Origin of the sequence: Kitasatospora sp. NPDC057500, from assembly GCF_042802195.1 — a bacterium.
In the GTDB taxonomy this organism is placed as follows: Bacteria; Actinomycetota; Actinomycetes; order Streptomycetales; family Streptomycetaceae; genus Kitasatospora.
Map to the genome: position 1 here is coordinate 57,954 of NZ_JBHVER010000011.1, position 26,414 is coordinate 84,367.

Below are 26,414 nucleotides of genomic sequence, written 5' to 3' on the forward strand. Positions count from 1 at the left end.
ATAGCGTCGCCGGATGACGAATCGGACCTGGGACCTCCTCCTGCTCGGCGGCGCCTCCGGCGTCGGCAAGAGCCTCGCCGCCGCCCGGCTCGCGGCCGGCACCGACATCGACACCGTCGGCACCGGCACCACCGCCTTCGTCGTCGAGTTCGACGACGTGGTCGCCGCCGTCCAGGAGCTGACCGTCCCCGAGCAGCACCCCGGCCTCCACCTCTTCGGCGGCGACGCCGCCCCGGCCGGGGAACTGACGCCCGAACGCGTGCTGGAACTCCAGATCGCCACCGCCGAGGCGCTGGAACCGGCCCTGCTCGGCGTGGTGCGCAACCGGCTGACCGTCCCGGTCCCCGCCGTCGTCGAGGGCGACTACCTCACCCCCGCCGCCTGCGCCCGCGCGGTCGCGCTGGGGCGGGCGGCGGGGCGGGACGTCCGGGCGGTCTTCCTGCACGAGGGCGACGCGGACCGGATCGCCGCCAACTACGCGGCCCGCGAGCCGGAGAGCGGCGTACAGGCGGACCGCGCCGAGGTCAGTGCCCGGCACTCGCACTGGCTCGCCGCCGAGGCCCGCCGGCACGCCCTCCCGGTGGTCGACTGCCGTCCGTGGGCGACGCTCGCCGACCGGATCGGCCGCACCCTGGGGGACGTCGGCGGCCCCGGCGGTCAGATCAGCGTGTAACCGCCGCTGCGGAAGGTCGAACCGACGTTGCTGCAGTAGGCGTAGGACCAGACCCCGCCCGACCGGGTCGGCCCGTAGACCACCTTGTTGTTGGCGCAGACGGCCCACGCGTAGTAGCTGCGGGTGCCGTCGCAGGAGGCCCCGTAGCTGACGTAGTTGCTGTACGTCGAACAGGCCGCCACCCGGGCGGGCGCGGCCGAGGCCGGGACGGCGGCGAGGACCGGGACGGCGAGGGCGGCGGTGGCGGCGAGGGCCGCGGCCGCGGTGCGGATGCTCATGGTTTTCCCCTCCGGTGGAACGCGTTGACGGGAAGAAGCGGGACGAGGTGGTGCGCGCCCCACTGTGCGCCACCGGCCCGCGCCGCAACCGGCACCAGGACGGGAAACCGGCAGTCCGGGCCACCGCGATCCTCACCGCCCTTGTCCCGACGGCCCGTTGTGTCATGTTCCCGCGGCAGATGTCATGTTCCCGCGACGGATGGGGCTTTTGTTCGCACGGCCGAACGGGCCGGTTCACCATCACGTGGTGTGACGGTCTTTCGTGGACGATTGGCTGCCGTCGGCCTGGTGATCACACGCCCGGGCCGCGCCGCCCCGCGGCGCTCCCCATGCCGCCGACCGCGTCCTGCGCTCGCACCGGCGGTACGCACGTCCCGTAGCAGTACGAGGAGCTGAACCACCGATGTCACCGCCCGTCACCCCCACGACGACCGCCCCCGTTCCCGCCCCGCGCCGTCGCCGGCGCCCCGCCGCGACGCTCGCGCTCTGCGCGCTCGTCGCCGCCGGCCTGCCCGTCCTCGCCCCCGCCACCGCCTGGGCCGCGCCCGGCGGACCGGCTGCCGCGAACGGCACGACCGCCGACCCCGGCCTGGTGCTCGACCGCCCCGGCGAGTCGGTCGTCACCCGGCGCGACGTCACCCCGATCGCCCCGGGGCTGACCATGACCGCCTTCGACCGGCTCGGCACCACCGGCTGGCTCCGGGGCAAGGTCCTGGTCGCCGACCTCGCCACCGAGGGCCTGAGCGTCGACTACCTGTCCTCCGGCCAGGTGACGACCCGCCAGACCGTCACCGAGATGGCCCGGGGCGCCGGCGCGGTCGCCGCCATCAACGGCGACTACTTCGACATGAACGCCTCCGAGGCCCCGCTCGGCGTCGGCGTCTCCCGCGAGGACGGCCTGATCCACGCCCCCATCGAGGGCTGGAACCAGGCCGTGACCGTCGGCACCGACGGCCTGGCCCGGATGGCCGAGGTGTTCCTGGAGGGCCACGCCGCCCTGCCCGGCGGCCGCGAGCTGAAGCTCAACGGCGTCAACACCTACGGCGTGCCCGCCGACGGCGTCGGCCTGTTCACCCCCGCCTGGGGCAACGCCCCGCGCGCCAAGGTCGCCGGCGGCTCCTCGGAGGTGGTCGAGGTCGAGCTGCGCGACGGCCGGGTCACCGCCGTCCGCGACCAGTTGGGCGGCGCCGTGCCCGAGGGCGCCACCGTGCTGGTCGGCCGGGAGGCCGGCGCCCGCGCGCTGCGCGACCTCAAGCCCGGCGACCAGGTCTCCACCGGCTACCGGCCGCGCGCCTCCTTCGGCGAGGTCGCGGTCGCGGTCGGCGGCTACCAGGTGCTGGTCCGCGACGGCGTCGCCATGCGGCCCGGCGAGAACGACGGCAACGAGCTCAACGCCCGCACCGCCGTGGGCTTCTCCGCCGACAACAAGCGGATGTACCTGGTCAGCATCGACGGCCGGCAGGCCGACAGCCCCGGCATCAGCCTGCCCGACCTGGCGGTGCTGATGCGGGACATGGGCGCGCGCAACGCGCTCAACATGGACGGCGGCGGCTCGACCGCGATGGCCGCCCGGCTGCCCGGCACCGCGCAGGCCGGCACCGTCAGCAGCCCGTCCGACAACGGCGGGGAGCGCGCCGTCGCCAACGGGCTCGGACTGTTCTCCGCGCCGGGCTCCGGCCAGGTCAAGGGCTTCCGGGTCCGCCCGGCGGAGGCCGTGGACACCGCGAGCCGGGTCTTCCCCGGCCTGCACCGCACCGTCCGCGCGCTGCCGCACGACGAGGCCTTCGGCCCGGTGACCGGCAGCACCCCGCCGGTCCGCTGGTCGGCCGCCAAGGGCGCGCCCAAGGACGGCGCAGCGGGCAGCGGCACCGTCGAGGTGTCCGGCAAGGGCACCGAGGCCGTCGTCACCGGCCGCACCTCCGGCCCGGCCGCCGTCACCGCCGCCGCCGACGGCGCCGAGAGCGGCACCCTGCCGCTGACCGTGCTCGGCGCGCCGGTGCGGATCACCGCCGGCACCGACCCGATCGGCCTGGAGGCCGCCGGCGCCACCGCGAAGATCGCCGTGACCGGCTACGACGCCCAGGGCCACGCCGCCCCCGTCGAGGCCTCGGACATCACCGTCACCGGCGGCGCGGGCGTCGTCGGGACCTCCGCCGCCGAGGACGGCTCGATCGCCCTCAAGGCGCTCACCGACGGCACCTCCGCCACCCTCAAGCTGACCGTGGGCGGTCTGGAGACCTCCGTCGCCGTCACCGTCGGCATGACCGAGAAGCCGTTCGCCGACTTCTCCGACGCGGCCGCCTGGAAGTCCGGCAACGACCGCGCGCCCGGCGGCGGCGTCGCCCCGGCCGCCGGCCACGACGGCGGCAAGGGCCTGGGGCTGAGCTACGACTTCACCCAGTCGACCGGCACCCGCGGCCAGTACGCCATCGCCCCCGAGGGCATCGTGCTGCCCGGCCAGCCGCGCTCGATCACGATGTGGATCGAGGGCGACGGCAACGGCGCCTGGCCGCGCATCCAGTACCGGACCGCCGCCGGCGTCACCGCCAACCTGGACGCCCCGATGGTCACCTGGACCGGCTGGCGCAAGGTGGAGTTCCCGGTCCCGGCCGGCGTGCAGTACCCGCTGACCTTCCAGCGGTTCCGGCTGATGGAGACCGGCGCCGCCCGCTCCTACAGCGGCGCGCTCACCCTGGCCGACCTGCGGGTCAAGGTGGCGCCGGACGTCGAACTGCCGGTGCGCCCGCGGGTCACCGACCCGGTGGTGCTCACCAACGGCACCGTGGACGGCAGCCCGCTGCGGGTCGCGGTGATGTCGGACGCCCAGTTCATCGCCCGCGCCCCGGAGAGCGACCTGGTGCAGGCCGCCCGCCGCACCCTGCGCGACATCGCCGCCGCCGAGCCCGACCTGCTGGTCATCACCGGCGACCTGGTCGACGAGGCGAGCCCGGCCGACTTCGCCCTCGCCCGCAAGGTGCTGGACGAGTTCGACCAGCTCACCGGCCGCACCGTCCCCTGGCACTACGTGCCCGGCAACCACGAGGTGATGGGCCCCGGCACCATCGACAACTTCAAGGCCGCGTTCGGCGAGACCAGCAAGGTGTTCGACGTCAAGGGCACCCGCTTCATCACCCTGAACAGCGCGCTCGGCTCCTTCCGCGCGAGCGGCTTCGACCAGATCGCCAAGCTGCGCAGCACGCTGGACGAGGCCGCCGCGGACCCGTCGGTCACCGGTCTGCTGCTGTTCGACCACCACCCGACCCGCGACCCGCTGCCCGACCAGGGCAGCCAGCTCAGTGACCGCAAGGAGGCCGCGCTGGTCGAGCAGTGGCTGTCCGGCTTCCGCGCGGGCGGCAAGTCCGCCGCGATGATCAGCGGCCACGTCGGTGCCTTCCACGCGAGCAGCGTCGACGGCGTCCCGTACCTGATCAACGGCAACTCCGGCAAGGGCCCGGCCGCCGAGCCGGACCGCGGCGGCTTCACCGGCTGGACGATGCTCGGCGTCAACCCGGCCGCCGGCAAGGTCACCGACCCGTACGCGGTGCCGGCCGACGCCTCGGCCTGGCTGCGCGCCGAGGTGCGGGCCCGCGCCGACGCGGTGCAGCTGACCGCCCCCGAGTCGCTCGGCCTGCTGGCCTCCGTGCCGGTCAGCGCGACCTTCACCCAGGACGGCGAGCGGACGGTGCCGGTCGCCTGGCCGGTCACCGCCCGGTGGGGCGGCCAGGGCGTGCACATCGGCCCGGCCGCCAAGGCCCCGCGCGGCACCGTCGCCGCGTACGACCCGGCCACCGGCACGCTCACCGGCCTGCGCCCGGGCGGCGCGACGCTGACCGTCACCGTCGGCGGCGTGACGGCGGAGCGCAGGCTCACCGTTGGCTCCGTCCCGGCGTGCACCACCACGCTGCGCGGCGCCCAGAAGAAGCTCGCGGTCACCTCCGGCGTCACCTGCCTGGACGGCGCGACGGTCACCGGCCCGGTGCTGGTCCAGCCGGGCGCGGCGCTGGTCGCCAACGGCTCGACCTTCAAGGGCCCGGTCTCGGCACGCGGCGCGGCGGCCTTCGTGCTGACCGACACCCAGGTGTCCGGCCCGGTCTCGGTGAGCGGTTCCACCGGGCAGGTCGCCCTGCTCTGGTCGACCGTCGAGGGCCCGGCCCACCTGGCGCTCAACACCGGCGGCACCGCCGTCGCCGGCAGCACGGTGCGCGGTCCGCTGGACTGCGCGGGCAACACCCCGGCCCCCGGGAACGGCGGCCACGGCAACACCGTGAACGGCCCGAAGGGCGGTCAGTGCAGCGCCCTGTGACGCTGCCGGCCCGTCCCTGATCCCGGCCCGTGCGACCGCCCCCGCCTCAACGGGGGCGGCCCGCACGGGCCTTCGGCGTCCCGGCGGTTCACAGCCCCCAGAACGCGCCGCGCAGCCCCACCGAGTACAGATAGCCGGCCGCCTCGGCCGGCTCGCGCCGGAGGTACGGCGAGTCGAGCCGCCCGTCGTACCAGTGCGCGGCGAGCCGCCAGAGGCCGGCCAGGTCGAGGACGGCGCCGCGCGGGTTGCCGGTGGCGGCGAGCCAGGCGTCGACGCACTCGGTGGAGCAGAACAGCCGCTGGTGGGCGCAGGTGTGGACGACGTCGTCCCACATCCGGGCGGCGGGCACCAGGAAGTGCGCCACCTGGCCGCCCTCGGGCGGCGCCTGCCGGGTGACCGTCCAGGCGTGCGGGCGTCCGCAGGCCGGACAGGTGGTGGCGACCAGGGCCGGGTCGGCGCCGGGCACCAGGTGGGGCAGCGCGAAGGAGTCCCAGGCGCAGCCGCCGAACCACAGGGTGGCGCCGGCCATCACGGAGAAGCCCAGCGGCACGGCCGAGAACGGGTGGGCCATCACGATCGCGCCGTCCGGGCCGAGCGCCAGGTGCCGGGCGTCGGCCGGCGCCCGCAGGCCCGCGCGGACCTCCGCCCGGGTGGCGCCCAGGCCGGAGGCCAGCTCGCCGTGGCCGGGCGCGCGGCCGGTGGCGGCGAAGACTCGGTAGACCGCGAGTCTCAGCTGTTCGACGTCCATGCCCTCAGCCTCTCAGCGCCCACCGGCCGTTCCGTCGTGGGCCTCGCGGTGGGCCAGCACCGCGGGCATGTGCTCCTCCGCCCAGTCCTTGATCGCCCGCAGCAGCGGGAGCAGCCCGGTGCCGAGCGGGGTGAGCGCGTAGTCCACCCGGGCGGGGACGGCCGCGGTGACCGTCCGGATCACCAGACCGTCGCGCTCCAGGGCGCGCAGGGTCTGGGTGAGCATCTTCTCGCTGACCCCGGCCAGGCGGCGGCGCAGGTCGCTGTAGCGCTGCGGGCCGTCGGCCAGGGCGTTGACGACCAGGCTGACCCACTTGTCGCCGATCCGCTCCAGCAGCTGCCGGGCGGGGCACTCGGCGAGGTAGGCGTCGTAGTCGGCCCGGGCGGCCGAACGGCGCTGGGCGGCGGTCGTGGTGGCCATCGGCTCTCCTCTCGGTGCGGTACGCACTCGCGGGTGCGTACTTCCCGCCGGAGAGCAACTCTCCCTAGGTTGGTTGGCGTTGGCAAGCCCCGCCGGTTCGGGGGGCGTCCCCCGATGGAGGGAGAGCGCGATGCGCGCCGTGGTCGTCCGCCGGTTCGGCGGTCCGGAGGTCCTGGAGCTGGTGGAGGTGCCCGTCCCCGAGCCCGGCCCGGGTCAGGTGCGGGTGCGGGTGGCGGCGGCCGGGGTCAATCCGGTGGACGCGGTGACGCGCGCCGGGGTGCTGGCGCAGGCCGGGCTGATGGCGCCCGGGGAGACCACCGGGCTCGGCTGGGACGTGGCCGGCACGGTGGAGCGGCTCGGCGCCGGGGTGTCCGGGTTCGCGGTCGGGGACGCGGTGATCGGGCTGCGCGACCGGCTGGACGTCCCGCTCGGCGCCTACGCCGACGCCCTGGTGCTGGACGCCGCGGCGCTCGCCCCCGCGCCGCCGGGCGTGCCGGCCGTCGCGGCGGCGACCCTGCCGCTCAACGGGCTCACCGCCCTCCAGGCCCTGGAGCTGCTGGACCTGCCGGCCGGCGCGACCCTGCTGGTCACCGGGGCGGCGGGCGCGGTCGGCGGCTTCGCCGTGCAGCTGGCGGCGCGGCGCGGGCTGCGGGTGGTCGCGGTGGCCGGCGATCGGGACGCCGCGGAACTGCGGGAGCTGGGCGCCGAGTGGTGCGTGCCGCGCGGCGCCGCCGATCTCGCCGCCGAGGTGCGCGCGCTGGTGCCCGGCGGGGTGGACGGCGCGCTGGACGCGGCGCTGCTCGGGGTGACGGCGCTCGGCGCGGTGCGCAACCGGGGGTCCTTCGTCGCGGTGTCGGCGGGCGCGGCGCCGCTCGGGCTGCGCGGGATCCGGGTCGCCCACGTCTGGGTGGCGGCGGACGGCGCCGCGCTCGCCGGACTCGCGGAGCTGGCCGCGCGCGGGGAACTGGCGCTCCGGGTGGCGGGCACCCTGCCGCTGGACCGGGCCGGGGCCGCGCACCGCCGGCTGGCGCGGGGCGGTCTGCGCGGCCGGCTCGTCCTGGTGCCCTGAGCCCGGGGGCCCGCCGCGCGGTTCGAGGGACGTCCCCGGATCCTGGCATGATCGCAGGATGAACGACCGAATCATCGCCGCCTGCGACGGGGCGGCCAAGGGGAACCCGGGCCCGGCGGCCTGGGCGTACGTGGTGGCCGACAGCGCGGGCGCGCCGCAGCGCTGGCAGGCCGGCCCGCTCGGGCACAGCACCAACAACGTGGGCGAGCTCACGGCCCTGGAGCAGCTGCTGACCGCCACGGATTCCGCCGTACCGCTGGAGGTCCGGCTGGACAGCACCTACACCCGCGACGCGGTGACGAAGTGGCTGAAGGGCTGGAAGCGCAACGGCTGGAAGACCGCCTCCGGCAAGCCGGTGGCCAACCAGGAGCTGATCCAGCGGATCGACGGGCTCCTGGAGGGGCGGGAGGTCGAGTTCGTCTACGTGCCCGCCCACCAGGTGGACGGCGATCCGCTGAACGCCATCGCCGACAAGGCCGCCAGTGACGCCGCCCGCACCCAGGAGGCGGCCGGCGGGACGGCCGCCGACCTGCCCGTGCCGGACCCGGTCACCGGCTCCCCGGTCCGGACCCGGCGCGCCCCCGCCGCGGCGACCGCCAAGCGCCGCACCTCGGGCGGCTCCGGCGGGTCCGGCGGCTCCGGCAAGGCGCCGACGCTCTCCGCCCGGTTCCCCGGCACCTGCCCGTGCTCCCGCCCGTACGCCAAGGGCGCCAAGATCACCAAGGTGGGCTCAGGCTGGGGCCACGTGGAGTGCGCGGCCACGCAGTCCTGAGACGGGTTCTAGGACGCGTCCGGTCCCCGGCCCGCGCGGCGGACCCGGAGCCAGGCGACGGCGGCCGCCAGGCCGACCGCGCCGCCGACCCCGAGCTTCACGGCGCCCTTGGCGACCAGCCAGCCGAGGCCGGGGACCGTCCAGCCCAGCCCGTGCAGCAGGGCCAGCAGCAGTACGCCGCCGCAGAGCCCGGCCAGCACCACGACCACCACGGCCGCGCCGAAGGGCAGTTCGCGTTCCCCGGCGTCCGGATCGTTCGTCCCCCGAGTGTCCATGGCGGCGAGTCTAGCCACGCCGCCACCCGGACGGACCCCGCCGGTCGGCCGCTCCGGCGCCGGGGGTCAGCGCCGGGGGTCAGCGCCGGGCGTGGTGGGTGTCGCCGACGTGTTCGCCGGTCTCGTGGTCGGGGAAGCTGACGGCGAGGGTGACCCGGTATTCGAAGACGTCGTCGCGGTGGCCGGGCACTCTCGCCCAGGCCAGCGAGTGCACCTCGGCCTCGGGCGCCTGCCGGCACCACGCCGCGGCCTCCTCCAGCGCGCGGGCCGCCGACCGCCCCGTACAGACCACCGCGGTGTACGCGGCCACCGAGAGGTCGCCACCGCCCCGGCCGTCCCGGGAGGCGGACCGGACGGCGGCGGCGGCCCGGGTCAGGTCGCGGGCGAGGTCGTCGACTACCCGGGGCGGGGCGGGTAGGACGGCCGGGGCCTCCGCCACGGTCTCCGGCAGGTTGGTGCTCATTCTCAGGGCCTCCGTCCCTCTGGCATCCCCTTGGTCGCGCGCCCCGCCCCGTCCCGGGATCCGCATGATCACGGGCCCAGGATGCCGGGCCGCCGTTCCTGGCATGACCACTTTCACCAGAACGTCACCCGTCCGGGGAAGACGCCGTCCCGTGCTCGACACCGGTCGGGCCGCACTGGTATTGAGCGCCCTTCGCATCCGGGCAGGTCAGCTCGGCCCGCCCAGGGCGCCGCCGGGGCCCGGCCGCACGTGCGCGTACCACCCCCGTGCCCCGGACCGCCGTCCCGGGCGCCGGGCGCGCCCGTTCCGCGCCCGCCCCCCGGGTGTGACCGAGCTGTCCAACTCCCGTAGCGCAAACGGGAAATAATGGATCGCCCGGCCCCGTAGGATCCTGCCACGTCGCCGTCCGCCGCACCGGCGGACGCCATCGGAGGGGGTCTCCATGGACCGCAGGTCACCGCTCACGTCCGCCCGCCGGTACGGCCGGCTGCCCGCACTGGCCCTCGCGGCCCTCGCGCTGGCGGCCTGCTCCTCCTCGGGCGGCGGCTCGACGACGGCCGCCTCCACGCCGGCCGCGCCCGCCACCACCGCACCCGTCAGCACCGCGCCGGCCGCCACCACTCCCGCACCCGCGCCGACACCGACCGCCACCACTCCGGCGCCGACACCGACGCCGACCGCCACCACCGGCAGCACCCCCGCCGGCGCGAGCAAGCGGCCCGCCGACGCCTGCACCCTGCTGACCTCCCCCCAGGTCGTCGCCGCCGTCGGCACCGGCGGCCCGTTCAGGGGCACCCACCACGATCCGAAGGACGGCAAGCCGGTCTGGGGCTGTACCTGGGGTTCCCGGCAGTCCTACGCCTCCATCGAGGAGATCGAGCCCACCCGGTACGCGGCCCTGAAGGCCAGCCCCGACCTCACGGCCGCCCCGATGCCCGGCGTCGGCCAGGAGGCCCATCTGATCCGGCGCAAGGACGGCAGCTTCCCCGCGGTGTACTTCGTCGCCGCCGACGGCCACGTGTACGAGGTCGAGGTGGTCAAGGACCGCGGCCCTGGCGACGACGCGGAGGCGGAGGCGCTCGCCGCGAGCACCCTGGCGCTGGTCCTGTCCAAGGGGGTCTAGCGAAGCCCGGAACCGGCCGCGCCCGCCGCCCGGCGCAGCCGGTTCCCCCCGGGGCGTGAACGGGACGGGCACGATGGTGCCGGGCGGGTGCGGGTGCGGGACGGTCGTTCGCACAATGACGCCACGGCGCCGTTCTCCCGTACTCCCCCGACAGCCAAGGCGGATCGCATGAGCCGATCTCACCCACCCGCGCGCCCCACCGGGCCGGCCCCGGCGCCGGCGCCCCCGCCACCAACCCCCGCACCCCCTTCCGACCGGCGGGCCCGGATCCCGCGGTCCGCGGCGGCCCTGCTCTCCGGGTTCGCCCTGCTCGCCCCGGCCGTCGGCGCCGGTACGCTCGGCGGCGCGGCCCCCGCCCGGGCCGACAATCCGACCGTCTCCGGCAACGGCATGCGCACCGCCTGGGACGCCGCCGAGCCCGGTCTCGCCCCGGCCGAGGTGTCCTCGGCCGGCTTCGGCCGCCGCTGGTCCACCGCCGTGGACGGCGCGGTGTACGCCCAACCGCTGGTGGCCGGTTCGACCGTCGTGGTCGCCACCGCCACCAACCACGTCTACGGCGTCGACGCGGCCGACGGGCGGATCCTGTGGCAGCGCGCGCTCGGCACCCCGGTGACCTCCTCCACCGCCTGCCTCTCCCCCGGCACCGGAATCGTCTCGACGCCCGTCTACGACAAGGCGAGCAGGACCGTCTACCTGGTCTCCAAGTCCGGCGACGGGGGCGCGCACTTCTCCGTGCACGCCCTGGACGCCGCCTCGGGCGCCGAGCGCAGCGGCTGGCCGGTCACCGTCCAGGGCACGCCGGTGAACAGCCCCGGTGTGCCGTTCGACCCGGACACCTCCGCCCAGCGGGCCGGACTGCTGCTGCTGGACGGCGCGGTCTACTTCGGATTCGCCTCGGACTGCGGGGTCGGCACGTACGTCGGCACGGTCGCCGGCGTCAACACCGGTACCCGCAAACTCACCCTCTGGTCGACCGAGTCCGGTTCCGCCTCGCAGAACGCGGGCGTCTGGATGAGCGGCGGCGGCCTGGTCTCGGACGGCCCCGGGCGGATCTTCATCGCGACCGGCAACGGCGCCGGCGACGGCTCCTCCCCGCCGAAGGGCCCGGGCGACCGGCCCGGCGGCCACTTCGCCGAGTCCGTCGTCCGGCTGGGCGTCAACAGCGACGGCAGCCTCGCCGCACGGGACTTCTTCAGCCCCACCGACAACCGGGAGATGGACCACGGCGACGTGGACCTCGGCTCCGGCGGCCCGGCCGCGCTGCCCTCCGGCTTCGGCACCGCCGCCCACCCGCGCCTGATGGTGCAGGTCGGCAAGGACGGCCGGATCTTCCTGCTCGACCGGGACCGCCTCGGCGGCATGGGCCAGGGCCCGAACGGCACCGACGGCGTGGTCGGCACCACCGGCCCGTTCAAGGGCGTCTGGGGCCACCCGGGCGTCTGGGGCGGCGACGGCGGCTACGTCTACCTGGTCGAGAACTACGGCGCGCTGCGCGCCCTCAAGTACTCGGTGAACGGCGCCGGGAACCCGCAGTTGACCAGTGCCGCGACGAGCTCCGAGGGCTTCGGCTACGCCTCCGGCTCCCCCGTCGTCACCTCCGACGGCACGGCGAGCGGCTCGGCGCTGGTGTGGACGATCTACTCGGGCACCGGCCCGGGCGGCCAGAACGGCGAACTGCGGGTCTACGACGCGGTTCCGGTCAACGGCACGCTCAGGCTGCGGCGCAGCTTCCCGCTCGGCACGGTGACCAGGTTCGCGGTGCCCGCGACCGACGGCGGGCGGGTGTTCGTCGGCACCAAGGACGGCCACCTGCTGGCCTTCGGCCGCTCGGCCTGAGCCCGTCGGCGGCCCCTCGCCCCGCACGCCAACGCGCACGCCCGTCCTGAAGGGGCGGGCGTGCGTGGACGGTGGGCCGGCCGGCGCGCTAGCGCTGGAGGCTGAACGCCAGGATCGCTCCGGGGTTCTCCAGTGCCGTGGTCGGGGCGCCCGTGTTCACGTCACGGACCAGGCCGGCGCTGTCCGTCGCCACGTAGACCGTCCTGCCGTCGGGGGACAGCGCGGTGGCGCGGTAGCGGTTCTGGGTGGTCCAGAGGCGCTCGGCGTCACCGACCGCGTTGCCGTCCGCCCCCACCTTGAGCCGGTAGACGCTGCCGTCCTTGAGCGTGGTGATGAGCAGGGAGTTCTTCCAGCCGCGTACGCCGTCCTTGGCGTAGTAGGTGAGGCTGGAGGGCGCCACCGTCGGGTAGCAGATGAAGTACAGGCCGCCTTCGGCGCACTTCGGGTCCCGGAACTCGAAGCCGGTGGGGACCGTGGTGCCGAGGGTGCTGATCGGCGGGACGAACGCGCCGTTCCAGTCGGTCTCCTTCTGCTGCGGCACCGACGGCGGGATGTCGATGTCGTCGTAGGTGAGGTCCGTGCAGGGCGTGGGCGCCGACGCCGCCCAGTTCGCGTACGTGTACGCCATGTCGTCGCGCCAGCCGGCCACGTAGGGCCAGCCGTAGTTGTTGCCCGGGGTGATGACGTTGACCTCGTCGTCGGTCTTCGGGCCCTGGTCGGTCTGGTAGAGCGTGCCGTCGGGGGCGAAGTCCAGGCCCTGGCTGTTGCGGTGGCCGTACGAGATGATGTGGCTGCGCACGCCGTTGATGGCCGGGTTGTCGTCGGGGACGGACCCGTCGGGGTTGATCCGCAGGATCTTGCCCTGGTAGGGGCCGAACCAGGCGTGCTGGTCCACCTCGCCCTGGGTGGGGAGCCGCTGGGCCCAGTTCGGGTTGCAGAAGTGCGCGAGCTGGTTGGCACCCTGGTCGCCGACGGTGTAGTACAGCTTGCCGTCCTCGCCGATCCGCAGCCGGGCCGACTGGTGGTCGGTGCCGGAGGGCAGGCCGGTCAGGATCTCCTCGGGGCTGTGGAGGGTGTGGTCGTCGCAGTCGAGCGTGTAGCGGACGATCTTCAGCCGCCTGGTCTCGCCGGTGACCTCGGCGGGGGTGTCGGTCATGTACGTGTACGACACGTACACGTAGGCCTCGCCGTCGTCGTGTCCGCCGCCGCCCCGGTGGTCGCCGTCGCCCCAGCCGGTGTCCGTCTGCTGGAAGGCCAGGCCCAGCACGCCGTCCTGGCCGCCCTCGGTGTGGTGCGCCACCGCCGTCAGGTCCAGCGCGGTGACCTTCTCACCCGTCTCCGGGTCGATCCGGGTGACCTTGAGACCGCTCTTCTCGGTGGACCACAGCTGTCCGTCGGGGCCCCACAGCAGCTCGTAGGGGTCGCCGAGGCCGGTCGTGAGAACACTCCTGTCGAACTCGGGGCTGGACGCGGACCCGGAGGGCCCGGTCGGGCCGCCCGCCGTCGCCGGGACGCTCGTGGCCAGGGTGACTCCCAGGACCAGCGCGGAGGCCGCGGCGAGCGCGGGGTATCGATACTTCACGGCAATTGCCTTTCGGTCGGGGACGGTTGTCCCGTTGAGACGAACCTCTGGCACCCCCACTCCGGCTGCCAGCTCAGCGCATCCGAACGGGCCCAGCGCCCCCGGAACGGCCCCACCGGCTGCGCCGAACGACCGATGAGGACGCCACCCGTACGGACTTCTGCGCGGGCCCGCTCGACACGGCACCGCCCCGGCGGCGCACTCGCACCGGTCCTCGGGCGCCGCGGGCCCCTCGCGTCACCCGTTCGAGCGCGATTGTCAGGCGATCGCGCGGGTTGGACCGGCGGGCGGGCCCGGTGGCTCGTAGCGTCCTTCCTGGGGCCGCCCGGCCCCGACCCCCGCTACACCGAGGAGGGCAACTCCCATGAAGTCCACGCTCGCTCACCAGTCCACCGCCGTCACCGCCGGCGCCGCGCCGACCGCTGCGGCGGCCCCGGCCAAGCCCGTCTGGTCCGCCCCGGCGGTGGAGTGCCACCGCACCGGCGCCGAGGTCACCGCGTACGCCGCGCGGACCACTCGGTGACCCACACCCCCACCACCGCGTCGACCCGCGAGGAGTTCGCGGCCAGGCTGTACGGCCTGCGGGGACGGTACTGGGACACCCACCCGTTCCATCTGCGCCTGCACTCCGGCGGCTGCACGCCGCCGGAGCTGCGGCGCTGGGTCGCCAACCGCTGGTACTACCAGCTGGTCCTGACCCGGAAGAACGCCGCGATCATCGCCAACTGCCCGCTGCCGGAGGTCCGCCGGGAGTGGACCCGGCGGCTCGGCTACCAGGACGGCCCCCACGAGGGCGAGGGCGGGCTGGCCGACTGGCTGGTCCTCGCCGAGGCCGTCGGCCTGACCCGGGCCGAGGTGCTGGACGAGCGGCACGTGGCGCGCGGCGTGCGCTTCGCCGTCGACGCCTACCTGCACTTCTGCCAGACCCGGCCGTGGACCGAGGGCGTGGCGGCAGCACTGACCGAGATGTTCTCGCCCGACCACATGGCGGAGCGCGTCATCGCCTGGCAGAAGCACTACGACTGGATCGACCCGTCCGGCTACGCCTACTTCGAGCACCGCATCCCCGACGCCCGCCGGGACAGCGCACAGACCCTCGACCTGGTGCTGGACCACTGCGCGACGGCCGAACAGCAGCGGGCCGCCGTGGACGCGCTCGCGTTCAAGTGCGAGGTGCTGCGCGCGATGCTCGACGCCGTCGACTACGGGCCGGAGACCGCGGCCACGGCCGGCAGCGCCGAACCGGTGGGGACCGCCGTGCCCGCCGGGACCGCCCGGTGAACGCCGCACCCGCAACCGCGGCCCCCGGGCTGCGGCGCGGGGTGCGGCTGGTCCACGACCCGGTCCGGCAGCAGGCCGCTCTGCTCTACCCGGAGGGCGTGCTGCTGCTCAACGCGACCGCCGCCGCCGTACTGCGGCACTGCGACGGCCGGCGCGACGCCGCCCGGATCACCGCCCGGCTCGCCGAGGAGTACGAGGGGGTGGACACCGGTCAGGTGCTGGCGCTGCTGGCCGACCTCGCCGGACGCCGGCTGCTCACCCTCGACGGCACCGGCGCGCCGGCCGAGCCGTGCCCGGCGGCCGGACTTCCCGGCGCCGCCGCCGGGAAGCACGCGCCCGCCCCGCTCGGCCTGGTCGCCGAACTCACCCACCGCTGCCCGCTGCAGTGCGTCTACTGCGCCAACCCGGTCGAACTCATCCGGCAGCGGGACGAACTGGACACCGAGCAGTGGCTGCGCGTGCTCGACCAGGCGCGCGGCCTCGGCGTGCTCCAGGTCCACCTCACCGGCGGCGAGCCGCTGCTGCGCCGCGACCTGGCCGCGATCGTCGCGCACGCCCGCGGGCTCGGCCTCTACACCAACCTGATCACCAGCGGACTGCCGCTGGACGGCCCGCGCGCCGCCGAACTCGCCGCGGCGGGCCTGGACCACGTCCAGCTCTCCGTCCAGGACGCCGATCCGCGGCAGGCCGACGCCATCGCCGGGCTGACCCGGCTGACCGGCCCCTCCGGGCACGAGCGCAAGCTCGCCGCCGCCGCCCTGCTCACCGCCGCCGGACTGCCGCTCACCGTCAACGCGGTGCTGCACCGGGCCAACGTCGCCCGCCTCGGCGCCATCGCCGACCTCGCCGTCGAACTGGGCGCCGACCGGGTCGAGCTGGCGCACACCCAGTTCTACGGCTGGGCCTGGCTCAACCGCGCCCACCTGGCGCCCGGCGACGAGCAGGTCCGCCGGGCCGAGCGGGACGTCGCCGAGGCCCGGGCCCGCCACGGGGACCGGATCGAGATCACCCATGTGATCGCCGACCACCACGGCGGCACCGCGAAGCCGTGCATGAACGGCTGGGGCCGGGAGCAGCTGGTCGTCGCACCGGACGGCGCCGTGCTGCCCTGCCTGGCCGCCGCCCAGCTGCCGGGCCTGGCGGTGCCCAACGCGGTCACCGACGGGCTGGCGGCGAGCTGGCACGACTCGCCCGCCTTCAACCGCTACCGCGGCACCGACTGGATGCCCGAGCCGTGCCGCAGCTGCGAGCTGCGCGAGCAGGACCACGGCGGCTGCCGCTGCCAGGCCTTCCAGTTCACCGGCGACCCGGGCGTCACCGACCCGGCCTGCCGGTTCTCCCCGCACCACCACCTGGTGCGCGCCGAACCGGCACCGGGTCCCGACCCGGCACCCGAGCCGGTACCGCGCCGCTTCACGGCGCCCGTCCCGCCCGTTCCCGACCCGGCCTGAGGAGCACCCGCTGAAGATCCGGATCCTCGGCACCGCCGCCGGCGGCGGCCTGCCCCAGTGGAACTGCGGCTGCGAGGGCTGCGCCACCGCCCGCCGCACCGGCGCCGTCCGCAGCCAGGACTGCCTGGCGGTCAGCGCCGACGGCGCCGCCTGGTACCTGGTCAACGCCTCCCCCGACCTGCGCTCCCAGCTGCTCGCCGCGCCCGAACTGGCGCCGCCGCCCGGTACCCGGGCCACCCCGCTGCGCGGCGTCCTGCTGACCAGCGGCGAACTCGACCACACCCTGGGCCTGGTGACCCTGCGCGAGGCCGCCGAGCTGTCGGTGCATGCCACCGGGCCGGTCCGCACGGCGCTGCACGAGGCCTTCCCGGTCGGACCGCTGCTGGCCCCCTACACCAAGGCGCGCTGGCACACCGTCACCGCGGGCGAGCCGGTCGAGCTGGCCGGCGGACTGGTCGCCGAGGCGCTGGCGCTCGGTGGCAAGCGCCCCCGGTACGCCGCCGACCCGGCCGGCCTCCCCGCGGGCGATCCGTCCGGCGAGCGCGCGGACTGGGTGGTGGGCTACCGCTTCACCGAGGCGGACGGCCGGGCCCGCGCGGTCTACGCGCCCGGCCTCGCCGCCTGGACGCCCGCCCTCGACCGGGCGGTGGCCGACGCCGACGTGGTGATCCTGGACGGCACCTTCGCCACCGACGACGAACTCGCCGAACGCACCGGCGGCGCCCGCACCTCGCGCGGCATGGGCCACCTGGCGGTCGCCGACTCGCTCCCCCACCTGGCCCGCCGGCCCGGCCCGCGCTACCTCTACACCCATCTCAACAACACCAACCCGCTCGCCCACCGGGGTTCGCCGGAGGCCGCCGCCCTGGCACCGGCACTGGCGGCGGCGGGCGCGGACGTCGCCGAGGACGGGACGCTGCTCGACCTGTGACGCGTCGCCGCCCCGGCCCGCCGCCGCCACCGGGCGGGCCGGCTGACGGTGTCCCGTCGAACCCGCCCACCGTCCGTTCACCGAACGGTGGCGCCCGGTACCGCCCTTCGCCACCAAGGGCCTGTCGGATCGTCGTGATACTAATCGTTCCGATAAACGAGAAACTGTCATGCACCGGCAGGCACGATGGTGACAGCCCGTCCGTTCCCCCGGGGACCGGACGGTGACGGGAGGGGAACGGCATGGTGAGCGGAAGCGGTGCGGCGACGCAGGACGGCGGGAAACCCGCCGGGGCCGGGGGACGGCGGAAAGGCCGCACGGCCGGCCGCCGACTGCGGCTCGGCAAGCGGGTGACCGGGATGCTGGCGGTGTTCACCGCCCTCGCGGCGCTGACCGGTTCACAGACCGGCCTCGGCTTCTCGCCGGTCGCCGCGGCGGGCACGGTGGAGGACCCGTCCGGCCGGACCGCGACGGTCCCGGGCGGCGCGGCCTCCCCGTTCGGCCCCGGCACCACCGGCATCCCCGGGGTCCCCGCGCTCCCCGGCACGCTCGGCACCGCACCGGTCGACGGCGGCGGCACCCTGCCGCTGCTCCAGCCGCCGCTCGCCCCGGTCGGCTCGCCGTTCGCCGACCCGCTGCGCTCCGGGCCCGCCCTGCCGGAGACGGTCTTCGCCGCCTACCGCAAGGCCGAGGCGGCGCTCGCCGTGCGCTCGCCCGGCTGCCACCTCCCGTGGCAGCTGCTCGCCGCGATCGGCGAGGTCGAGTCCGGCCAGGCGGGCCGGGGCGCGGTCGACGCCGCCGGCACCACGTACCGCCCGATCCTGGGCCCGGTGCTCAACGGCGCCGGCTTCGCGGCGATCGCCGACACCGACGGCGGCCGCTTCGACGGCGACGCGGGCTGGGACCGCGCCGTCGGCCCGATGCAGTTCATCCCCTCCACCTGGGCCTCCTGGGGCGTGGACGCCAACGGGGACGGCAAGGCCGACCCGAACAACATCTTCGACGCCGCCGAGGCGGCCGGCCGCTACCTGTGCGCGGGCGGCCGCGACCTGTCCGACCAGGCCCAGCTGGACCGGGCGGTGCTCGGCTACAACCACTCCTCCGAGTACCTGCGCACCGTCCGCAACTGGATGGCGCACTTCACCAACGGCACCCCGGTCACCACCCCGGACCGCCCGGGCACGGCGAGCCCGCTCGCCCCGCTGCTCCCCGTCACGGCGCCGAGCCCGCTGGCGCCGCTGCCGCCGAGCCCGACCACCGGCTCGCAGCCGGCCACCACCACGCCGTCCGGGACCCCGTCCACCACGACGCCCACCGGCACGGCGACCGGCACCCCGACCGGCGCACCGTCGCCCACCGCGACGCCGTCCGGCGAGCCCTCGCCCTCCGCGACCGCCTCGCCCTCGGGCCGGCCGAGCACCGCTCCGTCCGGCGGCACGAGCCCCAGCGCGACCGCCACCCCGACCGACACGCCCACCACGCCCACCACCACGCCGTCCGGCACCCCGACCGAAACCCCCACCGGGACCCCGTCGACGACGCCGAGCGGTACCCCGAGCGCCACCCCGACGGCGACGCCCACGGAGACGCCCACCGGCTGCGCCACGCCGACGGACACCCCGACCGGCACCCCGAGCGCGAGCGCGAGCCCGTCCGCGAGCGCCACCCCGAGCGCGACGACGACCCCGACCGGCCCCGGCTGCCCCGCGCCGACCGCGCCGACCAGCACGACGCCCACCACGCCGTCCGCAGCCCCGTCGGCGGACGCCGCCACCACCGCCACCCCGAGCGCCGCGCTCTCCCCCTCGGCCGCCGCCCCCTCGGCGCGCTGACCGACCCCGGGAAGCGTCCGGGCCGACACGCGGCACGGCATCGGCCCGCCCCCCGTTCGTCCGGGGAGGCGGGCCGACGCGCGCACGGGCGACGGTCCGTCAGCCGCCCTCCGGCTCCCGGGCCTCCTCGTCCTCGTCCTCGTCTTCGTCGAAGAGGATGCCGGCCGCGCGGTCGCGCTGTTCCTGCACCCGCAGCGGCACGTCCGGGTCCCAGTCCGAGGTGCGCGGCAGTTCCGGTCCGTCCGGCCCGAGGCGGACCACCGGCTCGACCCGGACCAACCGGAAGCGGCGGCTGCCCGCCCGCACCTCGTCGGCCCGCTCGGCGTCCAGCCGGTCGGCTGCCTCCGCGTACCGGACCAGCTCGTCCTCGCCGAGGGCCGGGTCCAGGCGGGGCGCGTACTCCCGCAGATAGGCGGCCAGGCTGTCCCGCGCGCCCTGCGGCGTCTCGCAGGCGCCGGTCATCGGCCCCCAGCGGCCGTCCCGGTACTCGGCGACGGCGCAGTGCGCCGGCAGGACCATCACATTGGGGTAGAGGTGCGAGGCGAGCCGTGCCTCGGCCCGGACGTCCTCCGGGATGAACCGGCCGGTCGGCACCAGCGCCATCATGTCCAGCCGCAGGATCCCGTCGACCAGCGTGACACCGGCCGCCGGGTCGATCACGAAGCCCGTCACCCGGGAGGGCAGCCGGTGCCCCTGGCCGACCGCGGCCGGGTCGGGGTCGGTGGGCCGGGGCGGCTCGATGCCGTCCGGGCCCGAGCGCAGCACCTGCTCGGCGCGGAAGACGCGGAAGTCCCGGCCGGCCACCGAGATCTCGTCCAGCGCCTCCCACTCCAGCCGCTCGTAGGCCTCGGTGTAGGCGGTGCGCTCCTCCTCGGTGAGGTCCCAGGGGGCGGCCGTCGTCGCGCCCGGTTCGGCCAGGGCCCAGGTGCGGAAGGTGTGGCCCAGGCCGTCACGGGCCCCCTGCGGGGTACTGGCATGGAACCGGAGGATCCTCCAGGCGCCCGTGCCGGTGCGCTCCAGGCTGCCGAAGACGGGCGGCATCATCACCAGGTCCGGGTACTTCTCGCGCGATGCCCAGGCCTCCAGGCCGGCCACCGCGGCCACCGGATCGTCGGTGCAGGTGACCCGGATGGTGAGGTGCGCGGGTAGCTGCACAGCGTCATCGTCCATGCGGCCAGTGTTAGCGGACGTGCGCAGAGCACGCAGGCTAATCGCGGAACTCCACCCGACCGGGCAGGACGGCGTTCCCGGACCGGCCGACCGGGGTTCCGGTCGGCCGTCCGGTCGATCCGTCAGAGGTGCTTGACCAGCTCCGGCATGAGGTCCTGGAAGGTGCGCCCGCTGGCCGGCTGCCCGATCGCGGTCATCTGCCAGCCGCCCGCGGCGCGCTGCACCTTGGCCATGATCTGCGCGGTGTACGCGCCGCCGCCGGTGAGCGTGTAGCGGGCCAGCTCGGTGCCGGTCTGGGTGTCGACCAGGCGGCAGAAGGCGTTCTCGACCTCCTGGAAGGTCTGGCCGGTGAACGAGTTGACGGTGAAGAGGATCTGGTCCACCTCGGCCGGAACGGCGGTGAGGTCGACGGTGATGGTCTCGTCGTCGGTCGCGTCGCCGGCGCCGCCGGTCAGGTTGTCGCCACTGTGCCGCACCGAGCCGTCGTTGCTGGTGAGGTGCTGGAAGAAGACCACGTCGACCGGCTTGCCCCCGGCGAACAGCACCGCCGAGGCGTCCAGGTCGATCTCCTGGCCGGCGAACAGCTTCGCCAGGAAGCCCTTCTTCTGCACGGCACGCCAGCCGAGGCCCATCCGGACCACGCCCAGTCGGCCGCCGCCCGGCTTCTCCAGGCTCAGCTTCTGACCCTTCGCCAGCGAAACGCTCATCGCGCCCTCCTCGTTGCTCGCCTGCGCGCGCCTCGAATCTACAGCACTGTAGATCTTTTCGCGCCCCGCGTACGCCCTCGTCCCGGGACACCTGCATACCCCGCGGACGCCCCCCGGATGCGGATCCCCCGCCGACGCCGGCTCAGTTCGTCGCCCGCTCCAGGCGGACCAGGGCGTCGACGGCCTCCGCCTCGCCCGCCGGGCGGCGGACCCGCTCGGCGCGCACGGTGCGCAGGCCCGAGCCGGCCAGGTCGGCGAGGACGTCGTCGGGCGTGAACAGCACCGCCGGGTCCTGGGGGCCGCCGACGCCCTCGGCCAGGTTGGCGGAGTCGTGGCCGACCACCAGCAGGGTGCCGCCGGGGGCGAGCGACTCCGCCGCGCGGCGCAGCGCGGCCCGGCGGTCCTCGGCGGGGAGCTGGAGGTAGGCGACGAGGACCAGGTCGTAGCCCTCGGGCGGGGCCTCGAAGGCGCGGGCGTCCCCGTGCCGCCAGGTGAGGCGGTCGGCGACCTCGTCGGGCAGCGCGGCGGTGAGCCGTTCGGCGCGGCCGAGGGCGACGGTCGAGAAGTCCAGGCCGGTGACCTCCCAGCCGCGGTCGGCCAGCCACATGCTGTTGCGCCCCTCCCCTGCGGCGAGGTCCAGGGCGGTTCCGGGGGCGAGCCCGGCGAGCTCGCGGACCACCCAGCGGTTGGGTTCGGTGCCCCAGACCAGCTCGCTCGCGGCGTAGCGGTCGTCCCAGGCGCTGCTGTCCATGACCCGTTCTCCGTTCGACGCGGGACCTCTCGGGAGGCCACCGTACCGGGCCGGGGCTCGTCGCACCGGTCGTGCGGCAGCGGACGGTCCGTCCACCGGACACCCTTGACGGCGAATATTGGTCCAGTCCAATCTGTGATGTCGTGAGCGCAGCGGCCCCGGGCCGTTCCGCGCCACGCACACGCACGCCCTGCCGCATCCTGCCCTGCCGCACGTGTACACCCGACCGCGCGCCCCCACAGTGCCCGGTTCGGCTCCCTCGGCCCACCCGGGCCATCGCACCGCCGGAACCCCCACTCCTCCGGAGGACCACCGCATGCACGACCGTGTCATGTCCGCGCGCCCCGCTGAGCGCCGGGCCGTCGCCCCCCGCCGCCGGGCGCTCGCGCTCGCCCTGGCGGCCACGCTCAGCACCGGCAGCGCCGCCATCGCGCTCTCCCTCAACACCGCCTCGGCCGCCCCCGTCAACCTGCTCGCCAACGCCGACCTGGAGACCGGCACCCTGGCCGGCTGGAGCTGCGCCAACGGATCGGTCGTCACCACCCCGGTGCACGGCGGCAGTTACGCCCTCAACGGCGCCGCCTCGGCGTCCGACACCGCGCAGTGCCAGCAGACGGTCACCGTCCTGCCGAACACCACGTACACCCTGGCCGGCTGGGTCCGCGGCAGCTACGTCTACCTGGGCGCGACCGGAACCGGCGTCAACTCCCAGGCCTGGTCGCCCAGCGCGACCGGCTGGACGCAGCTGAGCAGCACCTTCACCACGGGCGCCAACACCACCTCGGTGACCGTCTTCACGCACGGCTGGTACGGCACCGGCGCGTACCAGGCCGACGACCTCAGCCTGACCGGCCCGGCGGGCCCGACCGGCACGGCCAGCCCGACCGCGACCAACAGCCCGACCGCCACCAGCAGCCCCACCGCGACGAACAGCCCGACGGCCACCAACAGTCCCACGGCCACCAACAGCCCGACCGTGACGCCCACCGCCACCTCGACCGGCACCGGCCCCACCGGGGACGGCAAGGTCACCACGCCGACCGGCCTCACCGTCACCAAGGTCACCCACAACGCCGTGGTCCTCAAGTGGCAGCCGTCCACCGCGACCGCCGGCGACGACCCGGTCGCCTACAAGGTGTACGCGGGCGACCAGTTGGTGGCCACCTCGATGGGCACCTCGGTGGCGGTCAGCTCGCTGCTGCCCACCCGCGGCTACACCTTCACCGTCCAGGGCTACTCCGGCACCCACGCCTCGGCCCAGTCCGCCCCGGTGGCCACCACCACCGCCGCGGCGCCCGCCAACAGCCCCTTCCGCGCGGCCTACTTCGACCAGTGGGGCGTCTACGAGAACGCGTACCACGCGAAGAACGTCGACACCAGCGGCTCGGCCGGCAAGCTGGACGTCATCCAGTACGCGTTCGCCAACATCCACCCGACCAACCTGACCTGCTTCCAGGCGGTCAAGGCCTCGGACTCGGGCAACGAGAACAACCCGAACGCCGGTGACGGCGCCGGCGACGCCTACGCCGACTACCAGGCCGACTACAACGGCGCGACCAGCGTGGACGGCACCGCCGACACCTGGGAGCAGCCGCTCAAGGGCAACTTCAACCAGCTGCGCCAGCTGAAGGCCAAGTACCCGAACCTGCGGTTCACCATCTCGCTCGGCGGCTGGACCTACTCCAAGTACTTCTCGGACGCGGCCGCCAGCGACGCCTCCCGCAAGAAGTTCGTCTCCTCCTGCCTCGACATGTTCCTCAAGGGGAACCTGCCCACCAACGTCGCCGGTGACCCGGCGGGCGGCACCTCCGCGGCGGCCGGCCTGTTCGACGGCATCGACATCGACTGGGAGTACCCGGGCTCGGCCGGCGGCCACACCGGCAACCACTACTCCCCCGCCGACAAGCAGAACTTCACCCTGCTGCTCAAGGAGTTCCGCACCCAGCTGGACACCCTCGGCAACGCCCAGGGCAAGAAGTTCCTGCTGACCGCGGCGCTGCCCAGCGGCCAGGACAAGATCGCGCAGCTGGAGACCGACAAGATCGGCGCGTACCTGGACTACGCCGATGTCATGACCTACGACATGCACGGCGCGTGGGACGCCAAGGGCCCGACGAACCACCAGGACCCGCTGCACGACAGCCCGGCCGACCCGACCACCCCGATCACCCCGGGCAACCGCAAGTACAACGTCGACACCACCATCACCGCGTACACCTCCGGCCTGCCGGAGTACGGCATCGCGGGCGGGTTCCCGGCGAACAAGATCGTGCTGGGCGTGCCGTTCTACTGGCGCGGCTGGACCGGCGTGCCGGCCGGCAACAACTTCGGCCTGTACCAGAGCGCGACCGGCCCGACCCCGGCCAAGCCGCTGAGCGCGGAGGCCGGCCTGGCCGCCTGGAAGGAGCTCAACCCGACCGCCGCCAACACCCACTGGGACCCGGTGACCGAGTCCTCCTGGGTGTACGACGGCACCAACTTCTGGACGGGTGACACCCCGCAGGCCGTCCAGGCCCGCGGCGCGTACGTGAAGAGCAAGGGCCTGGCCGGGATGTTCGCCTTCTCCCTGGAGAACGACGACGCCTCCGGCACCATGCTCAACGCGATGAGCAGCAGCCTGAACTGACGCGCCGACGCCCGCGTCAGCGGCCCCGGGGGGCCGACCGGTGGTGGTGCACCGGCCGGCCCTCCGGGGCCCGGGCGTCCTCGGGGCCCGTCGGCCGCCCACGGGCGGCCGATCAGCGCTCCGGCACCGGGTCGACGCCGTCGCCGCGCCGGGGCACGCCGGGGCGGCAGCGCAGCAGCCGGCCAGCGGTGAGCCGGGCGCCGCGCAGCGCGCCGTGCCGGTGCAGCGCCTGGACGGCGTAGGTCGAGCAGGTCGGGGTGTACCGGCAGCAGGCCGGACGCTTCGGGCTGATCTCGGTGCGGTAGTGGCGCACCGCGCCGTACAGCACCCCGGCGGCCAGGCCCCGCGGCGGGGGCGCGGCCGGGTCCGCACCGTGCGCCGAGCGCCGCGTCCGGCCGCTGGAGAGGGCGAACCGGATACCCGCCATCATCACCGGGAAGAGGGCGATCAGACAGGGACCGTCGCACCCGCCGCCGCCCCCGCCACCGCAGCCGCCACCCCCACCGCTGCCACCACCACCGCCGCTGCCGCTCGTGCCGCTGCCGCTGCCGGTGCAGCCGGGCGGGAGGCAGTCCGTCGGGTCGTTGTCCTTCTTCTGCTGCCCGTGCCTGCGCAGGTACGCCTTCCACTCCTGCTGCCGGCGCTTGCGCCTGCGCCGCTCCTCGGGCGGCAGCCACCACCAGGCGCGTCCAGGGCGTCGGGTCGTCGGGAACTGTTCGCCCTGGGCGGGCTGCTGGTGGGACAACGCTGGCGGTTCCTCTCGGCGCACGCACGCCGGGGCCGACCCCCAACGGCTCGATCAGACTATCGAAGGCCGTCGGCACGGGGGTCGGCCCGCAGGAGGATCCGCAGGGCGCTCAGCCGCTTCCGCCACCGAGGTGCGGGAACAGGTCGGTGAAGGTCTGGGTGGTGACCGAGACGCTGCGGCCGAACGGGTCGTCGAAGTCCCAGATGAGGAACAGCAGGAAGGCGATCAGCGCGCTGAACGCGCCGGCCAGCAACAGCTCCCGCCGGGAGCGCCGGATCTGCAGGGCGAACACCATGCCGACCGTCACCACGGCGCCCACGATCAGGCCGAACCAGACCACGCCCGGCATGGTCGGGCCGGCGTTCTGCCCGCGCGCGTTGCGGGCGTCGTCGGCGATGCTGATCCGGTCCATGATCGGCTGGTAGGCCTGGGCCTCCAGGTCGGAGGCCGGGGCGCGGGTCGCGACGTCGCTGCGCAGCTTCGCCAGCAACTCGGTGCCCCGGGCGGAGATCTCGCCGTTCTCGCGCATGTACGTCCACTCCACGTCCACCACGTAGGAGACGTAGGCGTCGACGTCGGCGCGGACCTTCTCCCGGAACTCCACCGGGTAGACCTGCGCCCGCTCGCTCACCTCGTGCAGCGACTGCGCCTCGCGGAAGACGTCGTCCTGCGCCACGCCGCGGGCCTCCCAGACGCCTGCGATGGCGAGGCCGAGCACGATCGCGTAGACCACGCCGATCATCATCGTCATGTACTCGATGACGTCGGGCGTCTCGTCGGTGTCCTCGTCCGCACCGGCGCGGCGGTGCCTCAGCAGCACCACCGCCACCACGACGGCACAGGCCGCCAGCATGGCGATGGCCAGCGCCAACCACTCGGACATGGGAACTCCTCTCTCGGTCGGGGATCGACAGGGTCGATCGGAAACAGTCGGGACCGTTCGTCGGGCCGGGTGGGGTCCGACGAACGGGGAGTGAAGAGGTAGGGGGAGGCGGCGTCAGGAGCCGCTGGATCCGCTGGAGCCCCGGGAGCTCCTGCCACCGCCGCGACCGGAGCGGCCGCGTGGGCGCAGCGCTGCCGCCGCCAGTACGGCGGGCACGGTGACCACCAGCATGGTCCGGGTCGTCGAGCCGCCGTGGTGCCGCTCCGGCGCCTGGACGGGCGGGGCCTGCGGGACGGGCCGCAGCGTCGGGGCCGGCCGCACCGGGCTGGGCGACGGGGGCTCCGGGGACGGGGGCTCCGGCGACGGGGCGAGATGGTCGGCGGCGGCGCGGGCGTCGGGGGCGACCCGCGTGTCGGCCGCGGCGGCGCGGGCGGTGCGGACGAGGCGGGGGCCGCGGCGGGCGGCCGCGCGCAGCGGGCGGCGGGCCTCCAG

At 75.4% G+C, this 26,414-nt stretch carries 23 protein-coding genes and 1 pseudogene; 12 read left to right on the forward strand and 12 right to left on the reverse strand.

The annotated features are described in order from the left end of the window. Window positions 1–13 precede the first annotated feature (13 nt). Window positions 14–673, forward strand: coding sequence for an AAA family ATPase (locus ACFU74_RS04260; protein WP_380751484.1), 660 nt, complete (start codon window positions 14–16; stop codon window positions 671–673). Here ACFU74_RS04260 and ACFU74_RS04265 read toward each other — a convergent pair. Further along, entirely contained in the window at window positions 658–951 is a 294-nt protein-coding gene (locus tag ACFU74_RS04265) for a hypothetical protein (protein ID WP_380751487.1), read from the reverse strand. The genes ACFU74_RS04260 and ACFU74_RS04265 overlap by 16 nt on opposite strands. Window positions 952–1,354: 403 nt before the next feature. Here ACFU74_RS04265 and ACFU74_RS04270 point away from each other — a divergent pair, with 403 nt between their 5' ends. Then, window positions 1,355–5,254 (forward strand): phosphodiester glycosidase family protein, encoded by a 3,900-nt coding sequence (locus tag ACFU74_RS04270; protein ID WP_380751489.1) that lies wholly within the window; start codon window positions 1,355–1,357, stop codon window positions 5,252–5,254. A gap of 88 nt (window positions 5,255–5,342) precedes the next feature. Here ACFU74_RS04270 and merB read toward each other — a convergent pair whose 3' ends face one another. Continuing rightward, complete coding sequence (merB, locus tag ACFU74_RS04275) at window positions 5,343–6,002, reverse strand: organomercurial lyase (RefSeq protein WP_380751492.1); 660 nt, start codon at window positions 6,000–6,002, stop codon at window positions 5,343–5,345. Between the two features lie 12 nt (window positions 6,003–6,014). Next, window positions 6,015–6,422 (reverse strand): winged helix-turn-helix transcriptional regulator, encoded by a 408-nt coding sequence (locus ACFU74_RS04280; protein ID WP_380751495.1) that lies wholly within the window; start codon window positions 6,420–6,422, stop codon window positions 6,015–6,017. A gap of 130 nt (window positions 6,423–6,552) precedes the next feature. Between ACFU74_RS04280 and ACFU74_RS04285 the strand changes: the two genes are divergently transcribed. After that, window positions 6,553–7,491, forward strand: coding sequence for an NADP-dependent oxidoreductase (locus ACFU74_RS04285; RefSeq protein ID WP_380751497.1), 939 nt, complete (start codon window positions 6,553–6,555; stop codon window positions 7,489–7,491). 58 nt (window positions 7,492–7,549) lie between these two features. Next, entirely contained in the window at window positions 7,550–8,263 is a 714-nt protein-coding gene (locus ACFU74_RS04290) for a ribonuclease H (protein ID WP_380751500.1), read from the forward strand. Window positions 8,264–8,271: 8 nt separating this feature from the next. On the opposite strand, the gene ACFU74_RS04295 is transcribed toward ACFU74_RS04290, so the two are convergent. Both ACFU74_RS04295 and ACFU74_RS04300 read right to left on the reverse strand, forming a co-directional pair. Continuing rightward, entirely contained in the window at window positions 8,272–8,538 is a 267-nt protein-coding gene (locus ACFU74_RS04295; RefSeq protein WP_380751503.1) for a hypothetical protein, read from the reverse strand. Between the two features lie 79 nt (window positions 8,539–8,617). After that, window positions 8,618–9,001, reverse strand: a complete 384-nt coding sequence (locus ACFU74_RS04300; RefSeq protein WP_380751505.1) for a hypothetical protein — start codon at window positions 8,999–9,001, stop codon at window positions 8,618–8,620. Window positions 9,002–9,443: 442 nt separating this feature from the next. Here ACFU74_RS04300 and ACFU74_RS04305 point away from each other — a divergent pair, with 442 nt between their 5' ends. Together ACFU74_RS04305 and ACFU74_RS04310 are read left to right on the forward strand one after the other, a co-directional pair. Beyond that, window positions 9,444–10,124 (forward strand): hypothetical protein, encoded by a 681-nt coding sequence (locus ACFU74_RS04305; protein ID WP_380751508.1) that lies wholly within the window; start codon window positions 9,444–9,446, stop codon window positions 10,122–10,124. A gap of 168 nt (window positions 10,125–10,292) precedes the next feature. Then, on the forward strand, window positions 10,293–11,960 hold the full coding sequence (locus tag ACFU74_RS04310; RefSeq protein WP_380751511.1) for a PQQ-binding-like beta-propeller repeat protein: 1,668 nt from the start codon (window positions 10,293–10,295) through the stop codon (window positions 11,958–11,960). Window positions 11,961–12,048: 88 nt separating this feature from the next. Here the strand turns inward: ACFU74_RS04310 and ACFU74_RS04315 are convergent, their stop codons facing one another. Next, window positions 12,049–13,542 (reverse strand): glucose/sorbosone family PQQ-dependent dehydrogenase, encoded by a 1,494-nt coding sequence (locus tag ACFU74_RS04315; RefSeq protein ID WP_380751514.1) that lies wholly within the window; start codon window positions 13,540–13,542, stop codon window positions 12,049–12,051. Between the two features lie 364 nt (window positions 13,543–13,906). On the opposite strand from ACFU74_RS04315, the gene pqqA reads away from it, so the two are divergent. The 5 genes from pqqA (at window position 13,907) to ACFU74_RS04340 (ending at window position 19,037) form a co-directional block, all read left to right on the forward strand. Then, complete coding sequence (pqqA, locus tag ACFU74_RS04320) at window positions 13,907–14,065, forward strand: pyrroloquinoline quinone precursor peptide PqqA (protein WP_380751517.1); 159 nt, start codon at window positions 13,907–13,909, stop codon at window positions 14,063–14,065. Next, entirely contained in the window at window positions 14,062–14,823 is a 762-nt protein-coding gene (gene pqqC, locus ACFU74_RS04325; protein ID WP_380751520.1) for a pyrroloquinoline-quinone synthase PqqC, read from the forward strand. The genes pqqA and pqqC overlap by 4 nt, the downstream gene beginning before the upstream one ends. Next, window positions 14,820–16,274 (forward strand): pyrroloquinoline quinone biosynthesis protein PqqE, encoded by a 1,455-nt coding sequence (gene pqqE / locus ACFU74_RS04330; protein WP_380751523.1) that lies wholly within the window; start codon window positions 14,820–14,822, stop codon window positions 16,272–16,274. Before pqqC ends, pqqE begins: the two co-directional genes overlap by 4 nt. A 22-nt stretch (window positions 16,275–16,296) precedes the next feature. After that, complete coding sequence (gene pqqB, locus ACFU74_RS04335; protein ID WP_380751546.1) at window positions 16,297–17,205, forward strand: pyrroloquinoline quinone biosynthesis protein PqqB; 909 nt, start codon at window positions 16,297–16,299, stop codon at window positions 17,203–17,205. 242 nt (window positions 17,206–17,447) lie between these two features. Beyond that, a complete protein-coding gene (locus ACFU74_RS04340) occupies window positions 17,448–19,037 on the forward strand; it encodes a lytic transglycosylase domain-containing protein (RefSeq protein WP_380751526.1) in 1,590 nt (529 codons plus the stop codon). 99 nt (window positions 19,038–19,136) lie between these two features. Here the strand turns inward: ACFU74_RS04340 and ACFU74_RS04345 are convergent, their stop codons facing one another. From ACFU74_RS04345 to ACFU74_RS04355, 3 genes are all read right to left on the reverse strand, one after another. After that, complete coding sequence (locus ACFU74_RS04345; protein ID WP_380751528.1) at window positions 19,137–20,207, reverse strand: DUF5954 family protein; 1,071 nt, start codon at window positions 20,205–20,207, stop codon at window positions 19,137–19,139. Between the two features lie 122 nt (window positions 20,208–20,329). After that, window positions 20,330–20,914 carry a TerD family protein gene (locus ACFU74_RS04350; protein ID WP_380751530.1) on the reverse strand — a complete coding sequence of 195 codons (585 nt, stop codon included), beginning with the start codon at window positions 20,912–20,914 and terminating at the stop codon, window positions 20,330–20,332. Window positions 20,915–21,056: 142 nt separating this feature from the next. Next, a complete protein-coding gene (locus tag ACFU74_RS04355) occupies window positions 21,057–21,665 on the reverse strand; it encodes a class I SAM-dependent methyltransferase (RefSeq protein ID WP_380751532.1) in 609 nt (202 codons plus the stop codon). Between the two features lie 316 nt (window positions 21,666–21,981). On the opposite strand from ACFU74_RS04355, the gene ACFU74_RS04360 reads away from it, so the two are divergent. Continuing rightward, window positions 21,982–24,291 carry a glycosyl hydrolase family 18 protein gene (locus tag ACFU74_RS04360; protein WP_380751534.1) on the forward strand — a complete coding sequence of 770 codons (2,310 nt, stop codon included), beginning with the start codon at window positions 21,982–21,984 and terminating at the stop codon, window positions 24,289–24,291. A gap of 112 nt (window positions 24,292–24,403) precedes the next feature. Here the strand turns inward: ACFU74_RS04360 and yidD are convergent, their stop codons facing one another. The 3 genes and pseudogenes from yidD to ACFU74_RS04375 form a co-directional block, all read right to left on the reverse strand. Then, complete coding sequence (yidD, locus tag ACFU74_RS04365) at window positions 24,404–25,036, reverse strand: membrane protein insertion efficiency factor YidD (RefSeq protein WP_380751537.1); 633 nt, start codon at window positions 25,034–25,036, stop codon at window positions 24,404–24,406. A gap of 112 nt (window positions 25,037–25,148) precedes the next feature. Beyond that, complete coding sequence (locus tag ACFU74_RS04370; RefSeq protein ID WP_380751539.1) at window positions 25,149–25,922, reverse strand: hypothetical protein; 774 nt, start codon at window positions 25,920–25,922, stop codon at window positions 25,149–25,151. Between the two features lie 114 nt (window positions 25,923–26,036). Then, a pseudogene (locus ACFU74_RS04375) lies at window positions 26,037–26,414 on the reverse strand (hypothetical protein); the annotation flags it as partial.